Annotated in this window: 18 protein-coding genes; 11 read left to right on the plus strand and 7 right to left on the minus strand. The window is 68.2% G+C overall.

The features are described from left to right. Nucleotides 1-20: 20 nt before the first annotated feature. Nucleotides 21-1,016: a type I pantothenate kinase gene (gene coaA / locus ALI44B_RS13555; RefSeq protein ID WP_077055118.1), complete on the minus strand. Its 996-nt coding sequence runs from the start codon at nucleotides 1,014-1,016 to the stop codon at nucleotides 21-23. Between the two features lie 34 nt (nucleotides 1,017-1,050). On the opposite strand from coaA, the gene glmS reads away from it, so the two are divergent. From glmS to ALI44B_RS13595, 8 genes are all read left to right on the plus strand, one after another. Beyond that, nucleotides 1,051-2,898 (plus strand): glutamine--fructose-6-phosphate transaminase (isomerizing), encoded by a 1,848-nt coding sequence (gene glmS, locus ALI44B_RS13560; protein ID WP_077055119.1) that lies wholly within the window; start codon nucleotides 1,051-1,053, stop codon nucleotides 2,896-2,898. Nucleotides 2,899-2,983: 85 nt separating this feature from the next. Further along, on the plus strand, nucleotides 2,984-3,373 hold the full coding sequence (locus tag ALI44B_RS13565; RefSeq protein ID WP_077055120.1) for a holo-ACP synthase: 390 nt from the start codon (nucleotides 2,984-2,986) through the stop codon (nucleotides 3,371-3,373). 4 nt (nucleotides 3,374-3,377) lie between these two features. Next, nucleotides 3,378-4,487: an alanine racemase gene (gene alr, locus ALI44B_RS13570; protein WP_077055121.1), complete on the plus strand. Its 1,110-nt coding sequence runs from the start codon at nucleotides 3,378-3,380 to the stop codon at nucleotides 4,485-4,487. After that, nucleotides 4,484-4,939 carry a tRNA (adenosine(37)-N6)-threonylcarbamoyltransferase complex ATPase subunit type 1 TsaE gene (gene tsaE, locus ALI44B_RS13575; protein WP_286140828.1) on the plus strand — a complete coding sequence of 152 codons (456 nt, stop codon included), beginning with the start codon at nucleotides 4,484-4,486 and terminating at the stop codon, nucleotides 4,937-4,939. The genes alr and tsaE overlap by 4 nt, the downstream gene beginning before the upstream one ends. Before the next feature lie 38 nt (nucleotides 4,940-4,977). Beyond that, nucleotides 4,978-5,580: a tRNA (adenosine(37)-N6)-threonylcarbamoyltransferase complex dimerization subunit type 1 TsaB gene (tsaB, locus tag ALI44B_RS13580; RefSeq protein WP_077055122.1), complete on the plus strand. Its 603-nt coding sequence runs from the start codon at nucleotides 4,978-4,980 to the stop codon at nucleotides 5,578-5,580. Then, nucleotides 5,577-6,095: a ribosomal protein S18-alanine N-acetyltransferase gene (rimI, locus tag ALI44B_RS13585; protein WP_077055123.1), complete on the plus strand. Its 519-nt coding sequence runs from the start codon at nucleotides 5,577-5,579 to the stop codon at nucleotides 6,093-6,095. Before tsaB ends, rimI begins: the two co-directional genes overlap by 4 nt. After that, nucleotides 6,092-7,150, plus strand: coding sequence for a tRNA (adenosine(37)-N6)-threonylcarbamoyltransferase complex transferase subunit TsaD (gene tsaD / locus ALI44B_RS13590; protein ID WP_077055124.1), 1,059 nt, complete (start codon nucleotides 6,092-6,094; stop codon nucleotides 7,148-7,150). Before rimI ends, tsaD begins: the two co-directional genes overlap by 4 nt. Before the next feature lie 101 nt (nucleotides 7,151-7,251). After that, nucleotides 7,252-8,124, plus strand: a complete 873-nt coding sequence (locus tag ALI44B_RS13595) for a DUF4190 domain-containing protein (RefSeq protein WP_077055125.1) — start codon at nucleotides 7,252-7,254, stop codon at nucleotides 8,122-8,124. Here the strand turns inward: ALI44B_RS13595 and ALI44B_RS13600 are convergent. Then, on the minus strand, nucleotides 8,105-9,307 hold the full coding sequence (locus ALI44B_RS13600) for a class I SAM-dependent methyltransferase (protein WP_077055126.1): 1,203 nt from the start codon (nucleotides 9,305-9,307) through the stop codon (nucleotides 8,105-8,107). The genes ALI44B_RS13595 and ALI44B_RS13600 overlap by 20 nt on opposite strands. 207 nt (nucleotides 9,308-9,514) lie before the next feature. Between ALI44B_RS13600 and groES the strand changes: the two genes are divergently transcribed. The 3 genes from groES (at nucleotide 9,515) to ALI44B_RS13615 (ending at nucleotide 12,508) form a co-directional block, all read left to right on the plus strand. Continuing rightward, nucleotides 9,515-9,811, plus strand: a complete 297-nt coding sequence (gene groES / locus ALI44B_RS13605) for a co-chaperone GroES (RefSeq protein WP_077055127.1) — start codon at nucleotides 9,515-9,517, stop codon at nucleotides 9,809-9,811. Nucleotides 9,812-10,156: 345 nt separating this feature from the next. Then, complete coding sequence (gene rarD / locus ALI44B_RS13610; RefSeq protein ID WP_077055615.1) at nucleotides 10,157-11,023, plus strand: EamA family transporter RarD; 867 nt, start codon at nucleotides 10,157-10,159, stop codon at nucleotides 11,021-11,023. Nucleotides 11,024-11,152: 129 nt separating this feature from the next. Then, a complete protein-coding gene (locus tag ALI44B_RS13615; RefSeq protein WP_083710033.1) occupies nucleotides 11,153-12,508 on the plus strand; it encodes an ABC transporter substrate-binding protein in 1,356 nt (451 codons plus the stop codon). A 71-nt stretch (nucleotides 12,509-12,579) separates the two neighbouring features. Here ALI44B_RS13615 and ALI44B_RS13620 read toward each other — a convergent pair whose 3' ends face one another. From ALI44B_RS13620 to ALI44B_RS13640, 5 genes are all read right to left on the minus strand, one after another. Beyond that, a complete protein-coding gene (locus ALI44B_RS13620) occupies nucleotides 12,580-13,596 on the minus strand; it encodes an HAAS signaling domain-containing protein (protein WP_083710034.1) in 1,017 nt (338 codons plus the stop codon). Then, nucleotides 13,593-13,928 (minus strand): PadR family transcriptional regulator, encoded by a 336-nt coding sequence (locus ALI44B_RS13625; RefSeq protein ID WP_077055128.1) that lies wholly within the window; start codon nucleotides 13,926-13,928, stop codon nucleotides 13,593-13,595. The genes ALI44B_RS13620 and ALI44B_RS13625 overlap by 4 nt, the downstream gene beginning before the upstream one ends. 171 nt (nucleotides 13,929-14,099) lie before the next feature. Next, nucleotides 14,100-14,936, minus strand: a complete 837-nt coding sequence (locus ALI44B_RS13630) for an ABC transporter ATP-binding protein (RefSeq protein WP_083710036.1) — start codon at nucleotides 14,934-14,936, stop codon at nucleotides 14,100-14,102. After that, entirely contained in the window at nucleotides 14,933-15,856 is a 924-nt protein-coding gene (locus ALI44B_RS13635) for an ABC transporter ATP-binding protein (RefSeq protein WP_077055619.1), read from the minus strand. Before ALI44B_RS13635 ends, ALI44B_RS13630 begins: the two co-directional genes overlap by 4 nt. A 43-nt stretch (nucleotides 15,857-15,899) precedes the next feature. After that, on the minus strand, nucleotides 15,900-16,880 hold the full coding sequence (locus tag ALI44B_RS13640; RefSeq protein ID WP_077055129.1) for a branched-chain amino acid ABC transporter permease: 981 nt from the start codon (nucleotides 16,878-16,880) through the stop codon (nucleotides 15,900-15,902). Between the last annotated feature and the right edge of the window lie 3 nt (nucleotides 16,881-16,883).

Consider the following 16,883-nt stretch of genomic DNA (forward strand, 5'->3'; position numbering starts at 1 on the left):
CGTTCTGTAGAACGCCCTCGCTAGACCTTGCGCAGCAGGACCGAGCTGACCGAGTGGTTCGAGTCTTTGCGCAGGACGAGTTTCGCGCGCGCTTTGGTGGGACGGATGTTGTCGACCAGGTTGGGCTCGTTGATCTCGGTCCAGTAGAGGCGGGCTCGCTTGCGCGCCTCGTCGGCCGTGAGGTCGGTGAAGACGTTGAAGTAGGAGTTGGGGTTGGCGAAAGCGCCCTGCTGCAACTGCATGAAGCGGTCCTCGTACCACTGCGCGATATCCGACGTGCGGGCGTCGACGTAGATGCTGAAGTCGAAGAGGTCGCTCACCGCGAGGCTGCGACCGTTGGGGGCCGGCTGCAGCACGTTGAGACCTTCGACGATGAGGACATCCGGTCGGCGCACCACGACGTGCGCGTCCTCGACGATGTCGTACTTCATGTGCGAGTAGACGGGTGTGCGCACCTCGGAGCGGCCGCTCTTGACCTCGGTGATGAAGCGCAGCAGCGCCCGCCGGTCGTAGGACTCGGGGAAGCCTTTGCGCGCCATGATGCCGCGGCGCTCGAGTTCGGCGTTGGGGTAGAGGAACCCGTCGGTGGTGACGAGCTCGACGCGCGGGGTGTCGGGCCAGCGGGCCATGAGCTCGCGCAGGAGCCGGGCCACGGTCGACTTGCCGACCGCGACCGAACCCGCCACGCCGATGACGAAGGGTGTGCGGGCGGTGCTGCCGCCGAGGAAAGCCGTCGTGTCGTCGTGAAGCTTCTTCGCGTTGGCGACGTAGAGGCTGAGCAGGCGGCTGAGGGGCAGATAGACCTCGGCGACCTCGCCCATGTCGAGACGATCGCCGATGCCCCGCAGTTGCACGATCTCGGCATCCGTCAGCGGCGAGGACGTCGTGGGGGCCAGCCGCGCCCAGTCGGAGCGGAGGATTTCGACGAAGGGCGTCGACTCGGAGGCGGTCGTGACCTGGCCCGTCGCGGGGGACGGGGGCGTGGCCGACGCGTCGGCTCGAGGGGCTCCTGACATAGGGATACAGTCTATTCCGGGTAGGCTGTCGAACATGTGTGGAATCGTTGGATACGTCGGAAACGGCGACTCACTTGATGTCTTGCTCACCGGTCTCGGCCGCCTCGAATACCGCGGATACGACTCCGCGGGCGTGGCTGTGATCGACGACGACGGGGCCATGCACACGCGCAAACGTGCCGGCAAGCTCAAGGTTCTGGTCGACGACATCCAGGCCGACCCCCTGCCCGCCGGTCACACCGGCATCGGGCACACGCGCTGGGCCACGCACGGCGGCCCCACCGACGGCAACGCGCACCCGCACCTGGGTGACGACGGCCGCCTGGCCCTGATTCACAACGGCATCATCGAGAACTTCAACACGCTGAAGACCGAGCTGCTGGCCGAGGGCTTCACGTTCGAGAGCGAGACCGACACCGAGGTCGCCGCCGTCATGATCGGCCGCGAATACCGCCGCGTCGGCAACCTCGAAGAGGCGTTCCGCTCGGTCGTCTCGCGCCTCGAGGGCGCCTTCACGCTCCTCGCCGTTCACCAAGACTCGCCCGGCGTGGTCGTCGGTGCCCGCCGCAACTCGCCCCTCGTCATCGGCCTGGGCGACGGCGAAAACTTCCTCGGTTCGGATGTCGCGGCCTTCGTCGCCTTCACGCGCCGGGCCCTCGCCATCGGCCAGGACCAGATCGTCACCATCACGCCTGAGACCGTCACGGTCACGGACTTCGACGGCGCGCCCGTCGAGGTCGAAGCCTTCGAGGTGCAGTGGGATGCCGCGGCCGCCGAGAAGGGCGGATGGCCGAGCTTCATGGCCAAGGAGATCGACGAAGAGCCCGACGCGGTGGCCAACACCCTGCGCGGTCGCATCGAGGACGGGCGGATCGTCATCCCCGAACTCGCCGACCTCGACCAGCTCTTCAGCGATATCGACCGCATTGTCGTGATCGCCTGCGGCACGGCCGCCTACGCGGGCATGGTGGGCAAGTACGCGCTCGAGAAATGGGCCGGCATCCCCGTCGACGTCGAGCTCAGCCACGAGTTCCGCTACCGCGAGCCCGTCATCACGCCGCGCACCCTGGTGGTCTCGATCAGCCAGTCGGGCGAGACCATGGACACGCTCATGGCCGTCAAGTTCGCGCGCGAGTCGGGTGCCAAGACGCTGTCGGTGTGCAACACGCAGGGCGCCACCATCCCGCGTGAATCGGATGCCGTCGTCTACACGCACGCGGGGCCCGAGGTCGCCGTCGCATCGACCAAGGCGTTCGTCGCGCAGATCACGGCCCTCTACCTCTTCGCGCTGCACCTCGCGCGCATCCGCGGCACGCAGACCCCCGAGTTCCTCGCCGAGCAGGTCGAGGAGCTGCGCTCGATCCCCGAGAAGATCCGCTTCGTGCTCGACGAGAAGAAGGTCATCGGCGAGCTCGCGCACTGGATGTCCGACAGCCGCGCGGTCCTGTTCCTCGGTCGCCACGTGGGCTACCCGATCGCGCTCGAGGGCGCGCTCAAGCTCAAGGAGCTGGCCTACATCCACGCCGAGGGTTTCGCGGCCGGCGAGCTGAAGCACGGGCCGATCGCCCTGATCGAGCCCGGCCAGCCCGTGTTCGTCATCGTGCCGAGCCCGCGCGGATCGGCCATGCTGCACGCCAAGGTCGTCTCGAACATCCAGGAGATTCGGGCCCGCGGCGCGCGCATCATCGCGATCGCCGAGGAGGGCGACGCCGCGGTGCTGCCGTTCGCCGACGAGGTGCTGCGCATTCCGCTCGCCGCGCCGCTGTTCGAACCGCTGCTCGCCGTCATCCCGATGCAGATCTTCGCGATGGAACTGTCGACGGCCAAGGGCCTCGACGTCGACCAGCCGCGCAACCTGGCCAAGTCCGTCACCGTCGAATAACCGACATGGATGCGGGTCGCCGGTCTCGTGTCGGCGACCTCCCGTCGTCGGCACTCACGTCAGTAGCCACTCCCGGAGGTGCGCGATGATCGTCGGAATCGGCGTCGACCTCGTCGATCTGGCGCGTTTCGAGCGCTCGGTGTCGCGCACGCCTCGGCTGAAGGAACGCCTGTTCACGGCGGCCGAGCGCGAGAAGCCGTTGCGTTCGCTGGCCGGGCGGTTTGCTGCGAAGGAAGCTTTGATCAAGGCGCTCGGCTCGTCGGACGGCATCCGCTGGCTCGAGATCGAGGTGTCGAACGGCCCCGAGGGTGACCCTGAATTCCGTTTCACGGGCGGCACGGCCGAACGGGTCGCGACGCGCGGAATCGACGTCGTGCACCTCTCGATGAGCCACGACGGCGGCGCCGCGATCGCCTTCGTCGTCGCGGAGCGCCACTCGCCCGCCGAGCGGGCCCCAGAAGCTGAGGCAAAATAGCACCATGACCGACTTCCGAAGCGCCACCATCGACCTTGCCGCGGTCGGCGCCAACCTGCGCCGCGTGCGCGAGATCGTCGGCGACGTCAAGGTGCTCACGGTCGTGAAGGCTGATGCCTACGGCCACGGCGCCGTCGAGGTGGCGCGCGCGGCGGTTGCGGCGGGCGCCGACTACCTGGGCACGGCCGACCTCGACGAGGCGCTGGCGCTCCGGGCGGCGGGCATCGAGGCGCCCATCCTGTGCTGGCTCCACGGGCCCGATGTCGCGTTCGACGAGGCGTTGGATGTGGGCATCGAGATCGGTGTGTCGTCGGCGTCGCAATTGGAGCGCGTGGCGGCCGCGGCATCCCGCGAACGGCCGGCCGTCGTGCAGCTGAAGCTCGAGACGGGTTTGAGCCGCAACGGCGCTTCCGAGAGCGAGTGGGATGCGCTGTTCGCGCGGGCCCAGGCGCTCGAATCGGACGGGCTGCTGCGCGTGCACGGGCTGTTCACGCACGTGTCGAACACCTCGCCCGAGGAAGATCGCGCGGCCCTGGCCTGCTTCGAGCGCGGCATCCGCTTGGCCGCTCAGGCCGGTTTGCGACCCGTGCTGCTGCACGCGGCGGCGACGGCGGCGGCGATCGATCTGCCCGAGTCGCGCTACGACATGATTCGCCTGGGCGTCGGGCTCTACGGCCTGAGTCCCTTCGACGACCGCACCTCGGCGGACCTCGGCCTCGTGCCCGTGATGCGACTGTCGGCGCGCGTGGCGGCGGTCAGAACCGTGGATGCCGGAGCCGGCGTCTCCTACAACTACACGTATCGCACCGAAGCGCCCACGCGACTCGCCCTCGTGCCGCTGGGCTACGCCGACGGCATCCCGCGGCACGCCTCGAACCGGGGGCCCGTGTCGATCAACGGCCGCCGCTACACCGTGGCCGGGCGCGTGGCCATGGATCAGTTCGTCGTCGACGTGGGGTCGGATGAGGTCGCGGTGGGCGACGAGGTCGTGCTCTTCGGCGCGGGGCGAGGCGGCGAACCGACGGCGGATGACTGGGCCGACGCGGCCGACACCATCAACTACGAGATCGTGACGCGGATCGGGCCGCGGGTGCGCAAGGAGTACCGCTCGTGAGCGGGCCGCAGGTGCTCGAGCTGCCGTTCGACGCCGAGGTGCCGACGGCGGAGGACATGCACGAGCTGGGCATCCGCTTCGCGGGGCTGCTGCGGGCGGGCGACCTGGTGGTGCTCGACGGCCCGCTCGGCGCGGGGAAGACCACGTTGAGCCGCGGCATCGGCGAGGGCCTCGGCATCCGAGGGCCCGTGACCAGCCCCACGTTCGTGCTCGCGCGCACGCACCCCTCGCTCGTGGGCGGGCCGCCGCTCGTGCACGTCGATGCCTACCGCCTGGGCAGCGCGCTCGAACTCGACGACCTCGACATCGACTTCGAGCGCTCCGTCGTGGTGGTCGAGTGGGGCAGCGGCATGCTGGATGGCGTGGCCGACGCCTGGTACGAGGTGCGCATCGAGCGCCCCACCGACGTGCGCCGCGTGCGCATCGAGCGGCGGGTGGCCTCGGGCGCCTAAGCCGAATCTGGCCCGCGCCCCGAAGGTAGGCTGGGGGAGTGCTATTGGTCCTGGATTCCTCCATCGGAACGAGCGTCGCCGTCGTCGACCTCGAACGCGGCGTGATCGCCGAACGCGGCGAGGCCGACACCATGCGCCACGCCGAGGTCGTGGGCGCACTCATCCGCGATGTGCTCGCCGAGGCGGATGTCTCGATCGACGAGTTGTCGGGTGTCGTGGCGGGAATGGGCCCCGGGCCCTTCACGGGTCTGCGCATCGGGATCGCCGCGGCCCGGGTGTTCGCGCTCGGCGCCGGCAAACCGCTCGTGCCCATGGTCAGCCACGACGCCATCGCGGCCGACTGGTACGAGGCGGGGGGAACGGGCGAGCTGCTCGTCGTGACCGATGCGCGCCGCCGCGAGCGGTACTACTCCACCTACAGCGACGCCGATACGCGCGTGCAGGGGCCCGCCCTGGCGAAGCCCGACGACCTGCCCGAGGCCGCGAACCGGGTGGATGCGACATCCGTGTCGGCCGGCGCGCTCGGCATGGTGGCCGAACGACGTTATGCGGCCGGACTGCCCTTCCCCGCCGACGAACCGCTCTACCTGCGCTCGCCCGACGTGACGCTGTCGGCGGGCCCCAAGCGGGTGACGGCGTGACCTGGCAGCTGCGCCGCGCCACGGTCGACGACGTTGCGGCCATCATGGCCATCGAGACGAGCGTGTTCGAGACCGACGCGTGGAGCGACGAGATGATGCGAGCGGATGTCGCGTCGCCGCACACCTATTACGTGGTCGCCTTCCATCCCGAAACGCCCGACGTGATCGACGGCTATGCCGGCTTTCTCGCCCCCGCCGGATCGCGCGACGGCGACGTGCAGACCATCGCCGTCGCCGAACACGCCAGGCGCCGGGGCCTTGGCCGCGTGCTCATGGGTGCTCTGCTGGGCGAGGCCCGACGCCGTCGCGTCTCGGAGGTTTTTCTCGAGGTGCGCGAAGACAATCCGGTCGCGCAGGGCCTCTACGAGAGCCTCGGTTTCGTGCCCATCGCGGTGCGGCCCCACTATTACCAACCGGATGACGTCGCCGCCGTCGTCATGAAACTCACCGTCCCCGAGCCGCAACCCGGCCTGGCGGTCGGCCACGAGATCACCGCCACGGAGGCCCCCGCGTGAACACCGACAACCCGCTCGTCCTCGGCATCGAGACGTCGTGCGACGAAACCGGCATCGGCATCGTGCGCGGGCGCGAGCTGCTGAGCAACACCATCGCGTCGTCCATGGACGAACACGCGCGCTACGGCGGCGTCGTGCCCGAGGTCGCCGCGCGTGCGCACCTCGAGGCCATCGTGCCCGCCATTCACGAGGCCGTCGCCGAGGCGGGCATCAGCCTGCACGATCTCGATGCGATCGCCGTCACATCGGGCCCCGGGCTGTCGGGTGCGCTCATGGTCGGTATCGGCGCGGCCAAGGCGCTCGCCGTGTCGCTCGACAAGCCGCTCTACGCCGTGAACCACCTCGTCGGACACGTGGGCGCCGACATCCTCGATCCCGCGGGGGACGCCTTCGAGTACCCGACCGTGGCGCTGCTCGTGTCGGGCGGGCACACGTCTCTGCTGCTCGTGCGCGACCTCGTGAGCGACGTCGAGCTGTTGGGCGAGACGATCGACGACGCGGCGGGGGAGGCCTTCGACAAGGTTGCTCGCGTGCTGGGGCTGCCTTACCCGGGTGGGCCGCAGATCGACCGCGTGGCGGCATCCGGAGACCCGAAAGTGATTCGTTTCCCGCGCGGTTTGACGCTGCCGAAGGACCTCGAGAAGCATCGCTACGACTTCTCGTTCTCGGGGCTGAAGACGGCCGTGGCACGGTGGGTCGAGAAGAAACGCGACGACGGCGAAGAGGTGCCGGTCGCGGATGTCGCGGCGAGTTTTCGTGAGGCCGTGGCGGATGTTCTGCTGACCAAGGCCATCGCGGCATGCCACGACTATGACGTGCCGCGCCTGCTGCTGGGCGGGGGCGTGGTCGCGAATGCGCGCGTGCGCGAGCTGGCCGCCGAACGCGCTCGGGCCGCGGGGGTGCAGCTGAGGATTCCGCCGCTGTCGCTGTGCACCGACAACGGGGCCATGATCGCCGAGCTCGGGGCGCAGCTGATCATGAACGGGCACGCGCCGTCGACGCTCGACTTCCCGGCCGACTCGTCGTTGCCCGTGACCGAGATCCAGGTGCGCTGAGGTTCTGCACGGAGTTATCCACAGGCGGCTCCGTCGGTGGAGTCTGGGTCGGGAACTCAATACGCTAGACCCGGCGGCAGACGCCCGGCTAAGGAGACCTCATGACCGACGAACAACGTCCCCAGGGCGAGCCGCCTGTGCCGCCGCAGCCGACGCAAGGCTGGCAGGCCCCCGCGGCGAACGGCCAGGTTCCCGGCACGAACGGGCAGGCTCCCGGGCAGCCGGCGCCGACGTGGCAGCAGGGCGGGGCTCAGCAGCAGCCTTATGGGCAGCCGCAGCAGTATGGGCAGCCGTCGTATGGGCAGCCTCAGTCTGCCGGCCAGTCCCCGCAATCGCACGGCTACGGCCAGCCGCAGCAGCCCGGCCAGCCTCAGGGTTACGGCCAGCCGCAGGAACACGGGCAGTCCCAGCCCTCTGCCCAGTCGCAGCAGTACGGGCAGCCGGTTCAGCAGTATGGCCAGCCGCAACAGTATGGGCAGCCGCAACAGTATGGCCAAGCTCAGCAGTACGGCCAGCCGCAGACGTTCGGTCAGCCGCAGCAGTATGGGCAACCTCAGCAGTACGGCCAGCCACAGCAGTATGGCCAGCCTCAATCCAGCGGCCAGGGTGGCACGGGAGGTCAGGCGGCCTACGGCACGCCCACGCAAGCTCCGGTCGGTTATGGCGCGTACCCCGGCTACGAGCAGGGCATTGCCGCGGCCAGCGCGATCCCGGCGAAGCCGTCGAAGCCCGGGCATCCGCTCGCCACGACGGGTGTCGTGCTGGGTGTCATCGGCGTGATCGGCGGCATCATCTTCGGGTGGACGCTGCCCGTCGCCATCGTCGCCCTCGTGCTCGGCTTGCGCGCCCGCCGCAAAGAACCGCACGCGTCGGGCATGGCGCTCGCCGCGGTCGTGACGGGCGGCGTGGGAACGGTGCTGTCGCTCGCCTGGTTGGCCTACAGCATCGTGACGATCATCGACTATCTGAAGTAACGCGCTCCACGAGAAGGGCCGTGTGGCGGCCGGCGACCCGGGTCAAGATGAGGGTCGCCGAGCCGCGGCCCTTCGGGGCCAAGCGTTTGCGGAACGCGGCGGGATCGACATCCACACCGCGTTTCTTGATCTCGACCGTGCCCACGCCGCGCTCCTTCAGCTCACGCTTGATGCGCTTCTCGTCGAGCGGCCACCGCTCGAGCACCCGGAACACCGACGCGAAAGGCGTCTGCACGGCCTCGTCGCCCGCCAGATAGGCGATGCCGTCGCTCACCATGCCGGCGCCCACCCGCGTCGCCAGCTGCCCGATCAGGCGCGCGCGGATCACCGCGCCATCCGGTTCGTAGACGAACTCGCCCAGCTCGCGCACGTCCACGTCGGCGCTGTCGGCATCGGCCACCAACTCGTCGCTGCCCGCCGCCGACACCACCAGGGCCGCGCGACGTACACCCGGGCGAGCCAGCGAGCCGAACCACAAACCCATCTCGACCACCTGGCCGTCGACGCTCACCCACTGCGCCTCCGCCTCGGCCGGAATCAGATCGCGATCGAACCCGGGGCCGAGCTTCACACCCGTCGGCATGCGCGACGCCACGTCGAACACGAGATCGAGCGACGGCGAATAGTCCGACGGCTTCGTCAACCGCGACGTGTTCTGATGCCCAGCCGTGCGCCGGGCCGGGTCGAAGAACACCGCATCGACGGCATCCACATCGAAAGCCGCCGCATCGCCGTGCTCGGCCCGCGCCGAAGGGAACGGCGCCAGGTTGTAGCTCGCCACGACCGCCGTCACCTCGTCGGAATCGACAGCGGTGACCTCGAGATCGAGGGCAGCCAGAGCCATCGCGTCGCCCCCGTTGCCGCAACCCAGATCGGCGACCGAACGGATGCCGGCCGCCTGAAAACGCCCCGCGTGCAACGCCGCGACACGCAACCGGGTGGCCTGCTCGAGCCCCGCCTCGGTGAACAACATGCGGCTCGCGAAATCTCCGAACTTGGTGACGGCCTTGCGACGCAGACGCGCTTGCGTGAGCACGGCCTGTACGAGCGCCGGTGGATGGCCCGCCTCGCGCAACCGGGCGACGGTCGACACCGGATCGGACGCCAACGCATCGACGTCGATCGAGTCGAGTAGCGTGAGGCCTGCGGGGGTCAGAAGTTCGACGAGCTCGGTTTTCTCCACCACGTCAACCTACCGTCATCCTTCCCCGGCCGAGGTCAGACGACCGGGCCCGGGTCACCGCAATAATTGGCACTCACGTTGCACGAGTGCCAGCCGGTTGCCTACACTGGCATTAGCACTCTCGCAGTGAGGGTGCTAACGCCCGCCGGGCCTCACGTCCATCGGGCCACCAGTCCATTTCGTACGTTGTTCAGAAAGAGGTCAACCGTGTCGGTCTCCATCAAGCCGCTCGAGGATCGCATCGTCATCAAGCAGGTCGAAGCCGAGCAGACCACTGCTTCCGGTCTCGTCATCCCCGACACCGCCAAAGAAAAGCCCCAGGAGGGCGAAGTCGTCGCCGTCGGCCCCGGCCGCATCGACGACAACGGCAACCGCGTTCCTCTCGACGTCGCCACCGGCGACCGCGTCATCTACTCCAAGTACGGCGGAACCGAAGTGAAGTTCGACGGCAACGACTACCTCGTGCTCTCGGCTCGCGACGTGCTCGCGGTCATCGTCCGATAACGACGACCCCCCGCGCGGCATCACCGCCGCGCACCAGAACCACCGCAACGCCCCGGATGCTTCGGCACCGGGGCGTTGTCGCGTGTCGGGGCCCTGTCGCGCTGGCAGGAACGCGCGCACGCGTGACCGTTCCGACGCGCGACCTGGCCCGAACGCGGGTCTAACATCGAGAGAGTGCAGAACCCCTCGGACCCGTCAGAGGTCGACCTCGACCTGAACCTCTCGAACACCCCCGCCGCCGCGCCCGGAGCCGCCTCGAACGCCGCGCCCCAGTCATCCGGCGGCCCGGCCGAGCCAGGCACGGCCCCCGCCCTCACGGACGCCTCGAACCGTCGCGCCGGCCTCATCTACGCCGTCTCCGCCTACGGCCTCTGGGGCGTGCTGCCGCTCTACTTCCTCACGCTCGTGCCCGCCGGCCCGTGGGAGGTCGTCGCCCTCCGCATCCTGTTCTCGCTCGTCTTCTGCGCGATCCTCATCGCCGTCACGCGCGCGTGGAAACCCTTCGTGGCCGTGGTCAAGCAGCCGCGCATCCTCTTCACGATGGGACTCGCGGGCCTCTTCATCTATGCCAACTGGCAGACCTACGTCATCGCCACCCTCACGGGGCATGTGGTCGAGGCCGCACTCGGCTACTTCATCAACCCCATCGTCACGATCTTCCTCGGCGTGCTGCTGCTCAAAGAACGCCTGCGCGTGTCGCAGTGGCTGGCGGTCGGCATCAGCATCCTGGCCGTCGTCGTGCTCACGGTCGGTTATGGCCGGCTGCCGTGGATCTCGCTCGTGCTCGCCTTCTCGTTCGGCTTCTACGGCCTGATCAAGAAGCGCGTCGGCGGGTCGGTGGATGCCGTGTCCGGCCTCGCGCTCGAGACCGTGTGGCTCGCGCCCGTCGCCATCGTGCAGCTCATCATTGTGGGGCTCACGACGGGCATCACGTTCGGAAACGTGAGCATCTGGCACACGCTGCTGCTCATCGCATCCGGTGTCATCACGGCCGTTCCGCTGCTGTTCTTCGCCTCGGCCGCCCGTCGGTTGCCGCTCGTGTGGATGGGGTTCATCCAGTACGTGGCGCCCATCATCCAGTTCGCCGTCGGCGTGGCGATTCTGCACGAGGCCATGCCCCTCGAACGGTGGGTCGGATTCGGCCTGGTCTGGGTCGCGCTGGTCATTCTCAGCGTCGACGCGATAGTGGCCACAAAACGCCAGCGCAAATAAACCTTCCCCCAGAGCGTTACACGCGCGTAACATGACCGGAACGTGGCGGAACCTTCCCGCCTTTAACGTGACCTAACGGCACCTTCGCAGTTGTCGTGCCCTTACATCAGCGACGTCATAAGGAGCACCATGAGCAACACAGCGCCACTTAGTTCCATTCGCAAGAAGCCGCTGCGCTACGCAGCGGGTATCGCCGCCTTCACCGTGTCAGCTCTCGTGCTGACCGCGTGTTCGAGCGGTGGCTCCGGCGAGGAGACGACCTCTTCCGCCTCGGCCGAATCGTGTGGGCCCGACGCGGCCACCTCGACTCCGAACCTCAGCCCCGCAGAACCCGCGGCGGCCGTTGCTCGTGACACCAAGCTCAAGATCGGCACCATCCTGCCGACGACCGGTAGCCTCGCCTTCCTCGGCCCGCCCGAGATCGCCGGCGTGCAGCTCGCCGCCGACGACATCAACGCGTCGAAGGACGGCGTCCTCGGCGGCAACGTCGAGATCATCAACCGCGACTCCGGTGACACCACCACCGACATCGCCACCCAGTCGGCCACCGACCTGCTCAGCCAGGGCGTTTCGGGCATCGTCGGCGCGGCATCCTCGGGTGTCACCAAGACGTTCATCGACCAGGTGACGCAGGCTCAGGTCGTGCAGATCTCGCCGGCCAACACGGCCCCCGAGTTCAGCGACTACCCCGATGGCGGCTACTACTTCCGCACCGCCCCCTCCGACGTGCTGCAGGGCCGCGTGCTCGGCAACACCATCGTGGGCGACGGCAACGAGAACGTCGGCATCATCTACCTGAACGATGCCTATGGCACCGGACTGACCGAGAACGTGACGCAGGCTATTGAGGCAGCCGGCGGCAAGGTTGTCGCATCCGAGGCCTTCAACGAGGGTGACAGCCAGTTCAGCGCCCAGATCGACGCCGTCCTGGCCGAAGACCCCGACGCCATCGCCGTGATCGCCTTCGACCAGACGAAGGTCATCATGCCCGAGCTCGTCGGCACCAAGGGCTTCTCCGGCGGTCAGACGTACTTCGTCGACGGCAACCTGTCCGACTACTCGAAGGACTTCGACAAGGGCCTCCTCAACTGCGCCAAGGGCACCCTGCCCGGTGTGTTCGCCGAGGATGACTTCAAGTCGAAGCTGCTGGGTGTGGACCCCGACCTGGCCGACTACAGCTACTCCGCCGAGTCGTACGACGCCGTGATCCTCATGGGTCTCGCCGCGATCGCCGCCGGTGACGCCACGGGCCCGGCCATCCAGTCGAAGCTCAAGGATGTTTCGGAGGGCGGCACCAAGTGCACGGCCTTCGAAGAGTGCGCCGACCTGCTCGCAGCCGGCACCGACATCGACTACGACGGCATCTCCGGTCCGATCACGTTCGACGACAACGGTGACCCCACCGAGGCGTACATGGGCATCTACCAGTACGGCAAGGACAACACCTACGCCCCGCTGAACGTCGAGTTCGGCTCGCTCAAGTAAGGCACAACTGCAACGGTCTCGGGCCGGGTCTCCTCGCGGAGGCCCGGCCCGTTCGTTGTTTCGGCGTCGCGTCAGTCCTGTTTGCGCGACACCGAGTACTTCATCCAGCCATCCACGATGTTCCAGGCGGCGAGGGCGCCGACCGCGATCGCCACGACGATGTTGACGACCTTGCCGCGGCCCGTCCACTCGGCGATGCCGACGGCGCGCGCGAACTCGGGGTTGATCACATCCTGGGTCAGCAGGATCGAGGCGATCACCGCGAAGGCGACGGACAGCGCCGCGCTGGTGAGGAACAGCATCCGGGTGTATCGGCCCGTCGACCACAGCGCATAAGCCCACACGATCTCGAGAAGCGCGAGCAGGACGAAGACGCCCACCCAGAGCGGCCACAAGGCCGGTGCGAGAACGGGGATGGTCTCGCCCGACGCGTCGGTCACGAACGGCCAGAACTGTTGCCCCACGAGCGCGGCGATCCAGGCCGCCAGCAGCACGGTCGTGCAGACGAAGCCCGCGAGGCCCGGCTGTCCGGCGCGCGGCGGCTGCGGCAGGGCGTCGAGCGAGAACGGCACGAGGGGAGACCTGTCGGTGCGCGTGCGCTCGACGATCACGAACGCGAGCGTGGTCCAGAACGCGATGTGCACGCCGGCCGAGATCGCGAGCCCGATGGCCGACCCGATGACGCCGCCGAACGTCGCGCCCGTGAGGGCTTGGATGGTGGCCGAGGCGACAGCCGCGATCGGCACGATGATGGCCAGCAGAAGGATCAGCAGCTGCTTCCACGCCAGGTAGTACTCGGGGCCGACGAGGTGCAGCGGCCGATCGGCGTAGCGGGCTGCCAGGCGGGCGGGTTCGCCGAGATCGGTCAGGATGTCGCGCTCGGCGTGTGAGGCGTCCTCACCGCCCTCCAGGCGCGCCTCGAGGGCGTCGGTAATGCTGGCGCGCAGCTCGCGATCGACATCGGAGCGCTGCGACTCGGGCAGCGCGCGCACGACGGCCCAGACATAACGGTCGGTGAGGGTGACGCCGGATGCGGCAGCGGTGCCGGTGCCGGCGGCGGGGGTCGAAGCGGAGGCGGAGGCGTTCATCGTGTGGTCCCTTCGGTCAGGTGCCGGAGCGAGTCGGTGAGCCGCTCCCAATCGTCGGCCAGGCGGTGGGCGAGGTCGATGCCCTCCTGGCTCGTGCGGTAGAACTTGCGCGGGCGGGCCTCGTCGGTGTTCCACTCGCTCGTGAGCAGCCCCTGGGCCTCGAGGCGCCGCAGCAGCGGGTAGAGCGTGTTGCCCTCGACCTCGATGCCCGCGGCCTCGAGGTGCTCGAGCAGGGCGTAGCCGTAGTTGGGCGTGCGCAGTGCCAGCAGGCAGGCGAGCACGGCCGTTCCGCGCCTGAGCTCCTGGAAGTACGTCGCATCCTTGTCTTGCATGTGCCACACGTTAGTGTGTGCCACACAGTATGTCAACGAAGAGAGCTGGCGTCGCGGCGTGGGGGAGCCCAAGCGGGCGCCCTGCTCGGCGCACACAAAGAAGCCCCGACCGTGCACGCGGTCGGGGCTTCCTGCGTCGCGGGTCGCGCAACGCGTGGGGGATGCTCGGGGCTAGATCCCGCGCGCCGCATCCTGATCGGCGGCCAGGGTGCCGAGATACAGCTCGATCACCTTGGGGTCCTTCATGAGGTCGCGACCGGTGCCCGTGTAGGCGTCGCGGCCCTGGTCGAGCACGTAGCCGCGGTCGCAGATCTGCAGGCAGCGGCGCGCGTTCTGCTCGACCATGATGACCGAGACGCCCGTCTTGTTGATCTGCTTGACGCGCAGGAACGTCTCGTCCTGGCGCACGGGGGAGAGGCCGGCGGACGGCTCGTCGAGCAGCAGAACGCTCGGCTCCATCATGAGCGCGCGGCCCATGGCCACCATCTGGCGCTCGCCGCCCGACAGCGAACCGGCGCGCTGTTTGCGGCGCTTGCCGAGCTCGGGGAACAGCGTCGTGACGAAGTCGATGCGTTCGTTCAGCAACTTGGGCTTCTGGAAGATGCCCATCTCGAGGTTCTCTTCGATCGTCAGGCCCGGGAACACGTTGTTGTTCTGCGGCACCATGCCGACGCCCTTGGCGACGAGCTTGTCGGCCTTCAGCCCCGTGATGTCCTCGCCGTTCAGGTGCACGGTGCCGGAGCGCACGTTCACCTGCCCGAAGATGGCCTTCAGCAGCGTCGACTTTCCGGCGCCGTTGGGGCCGATTATGCCGATGAGTTCACCGGGCATGGCCTCGATGCTGCATCCGTTCAAGATGTTGACGCCCGGCAGGTAGCCGGCGACGAGCACATCGGTGCGGATGACGGCGCGGTCGGCGGTCGCCGTGCCGGCGGTCGAGCTGCCCGCTGTCGGGGCGCCCGCCGTCGTGGGGGTTCCGGATGCATCCGGCTCGGCTGCGTGGCTCATGCCTCGTCCTTCCCGTGCTTCTGTTCGTGGTCGTCGGCGTGACGCGCGGCGGCAGCCTTCTCGGCCTCTTCGACCGGGTTGGGCCCGTCGATGTCGCCGAGGTCGGTGTCGTGGTGCGCGCCCAGGTAGGCGTCGATCACGGCCGGGTCCTCCATGACCTTCTCGGGCGGCCCCTCGGCCACGATCTTGCCCTCGGCCATGACGATGACCCAGTCGGAGATGTGGCGGACCATGTGCATATCGTGCTCGACGAAGAGCACGCTCATGCCCTCGCTCTTCAGGTCCTTGATGTGACCGAGGAGCGACTGCGTGAGCGCCGGGTTGACGCCGGCCATGGGCTCGTCGAGCATGACGAGGCGCGGGTTGGTCATGAGGGCGCGCGCCATCTCGAGCAGCTTGCGCTGACCGCCAGACAGGGATGCCGCGTAGTCCTCGGACTTCTCGTCGAGCTTGAAGCGCGCAAGCAGTTCTTCGGCCTTGGTCGTGATCTCGGCCTCTTCACCCTTCCACAGCGCGCGGAACAGGGCACGGAACAGGTTCTCGCCCTTCTGCTTCTGCGCGCCGAGCAGCATGTTCTGCAGCACGGTGAGGCGGCCGAGGGACTTGGTCAGCTGGAAGGTGCGCACCATGCCCGAGCGTGACACCTTGTAGGCCGAGACGCCCGCGAGGGACTTGCCGTCGAACTGCCACGTGCCCGTGTTGGGCTTGTCGAAACCCGTGAGCAGGTTGAAGAGCGTGGTCTTGCCGGCGCCGTTCGGTCCGATGAGGGCCGTGATCTGGCCGCGCGGGATCTCGACGTGCTCGACGTCGACGGCCGTCAGGCCCCCGAACTGCCGCGTCACACCGTCGGCGATCACGATGGGGTCGGTCTTGCGGCATCCGGGGCCGACGGGGCCGTCGACGAGCGGATGTTCGAGCACGGAGGTCGCCGTGCCCGTGGGCGTTGCTGCAGAAGACGAGTGATCAGACACTGAACGACAGCTCCTTCTTGTTACCGAATATGCCTTGTGGCCTGAATATCACCAGCAGCATGAGCGCGAGGCCCACGAGGATGAATCGGATCTGGCCGGCCTGGCTGGTCGAGATGAACGACAGGATGCCGACATCGATGAGTCCATAGAGGATGCCCTGCGTGAGCGACAGCACGACCCAGAAGATCATGGCGCCGACGATCGGGCCGAAGAGGGTCGCTGCCCCACCGAGGAGCATGATCGTCCAGATGAAGAACGTGAGCGCCGTTCCATAGTTCGCGGGCTGAACGGCACGCGGCAGGATGAAGATCACGCCGGCCAGCGAGCCGAAGACGCCACCGAGAACGAGGGCCTGCATCTTGTAGGAGTAGACGTTCTTGCCGAGGGCGCGCACGGCATCCTCGTCTTCACGCACGGCCTTGACGACGCGGCCCCAGGGGCTGCGCATCAAGAGGAACACGAGCAGCGTGGCGATGAGCACGACGCCCCAGCCGACGAGGCGCACCCACCACTGGTCCGCCGAGTAGACGAACGGGCCGAAGCCGTAGCGACCGTCCGGCAGCGGGTTGATGGCGTAGAAGCCGCTCGAGAAGTTGCTGAGGCCGTTGGCGGCGCCCGTGACATCCGTGAGGCCCGTGGTCGTGACCACGAAGCGCATGATCTCGGCCGAAGCGATGGTCACGATGGCCAGATAGTCGGCCCGCAGCCTCAGGGTTGGAATACCGAGCACGAAGGCGAACAGAACGGATGCCACAATCGCGGCCAGCACGGCCACCCACAGCGGCGCACCGAACGTGAGAACCGAGATGGCGAACGCATATGCTCCGACGAGCATGAAGGCTGCCTGACCGAAGTTGAGCAGACCCGTGTAGCCGAAGTGGATGTTGAGGCCGATGGCCGCAAGGGCGTAGGCGGCGGTGGTCGGGCTGATCAGCTCGCCCGCCGCATTGCCGAGAATATTTCCCCAGTCCATGAG

It is taken from the genome of Leifsonia sp. ALI-44-B, from assembly GCF_001984125.1.
GTDB lineage: Bacteria > Actinomycetota > Actinomycetes > Actinomycetales > Microbacteriaceae > Okibacterium.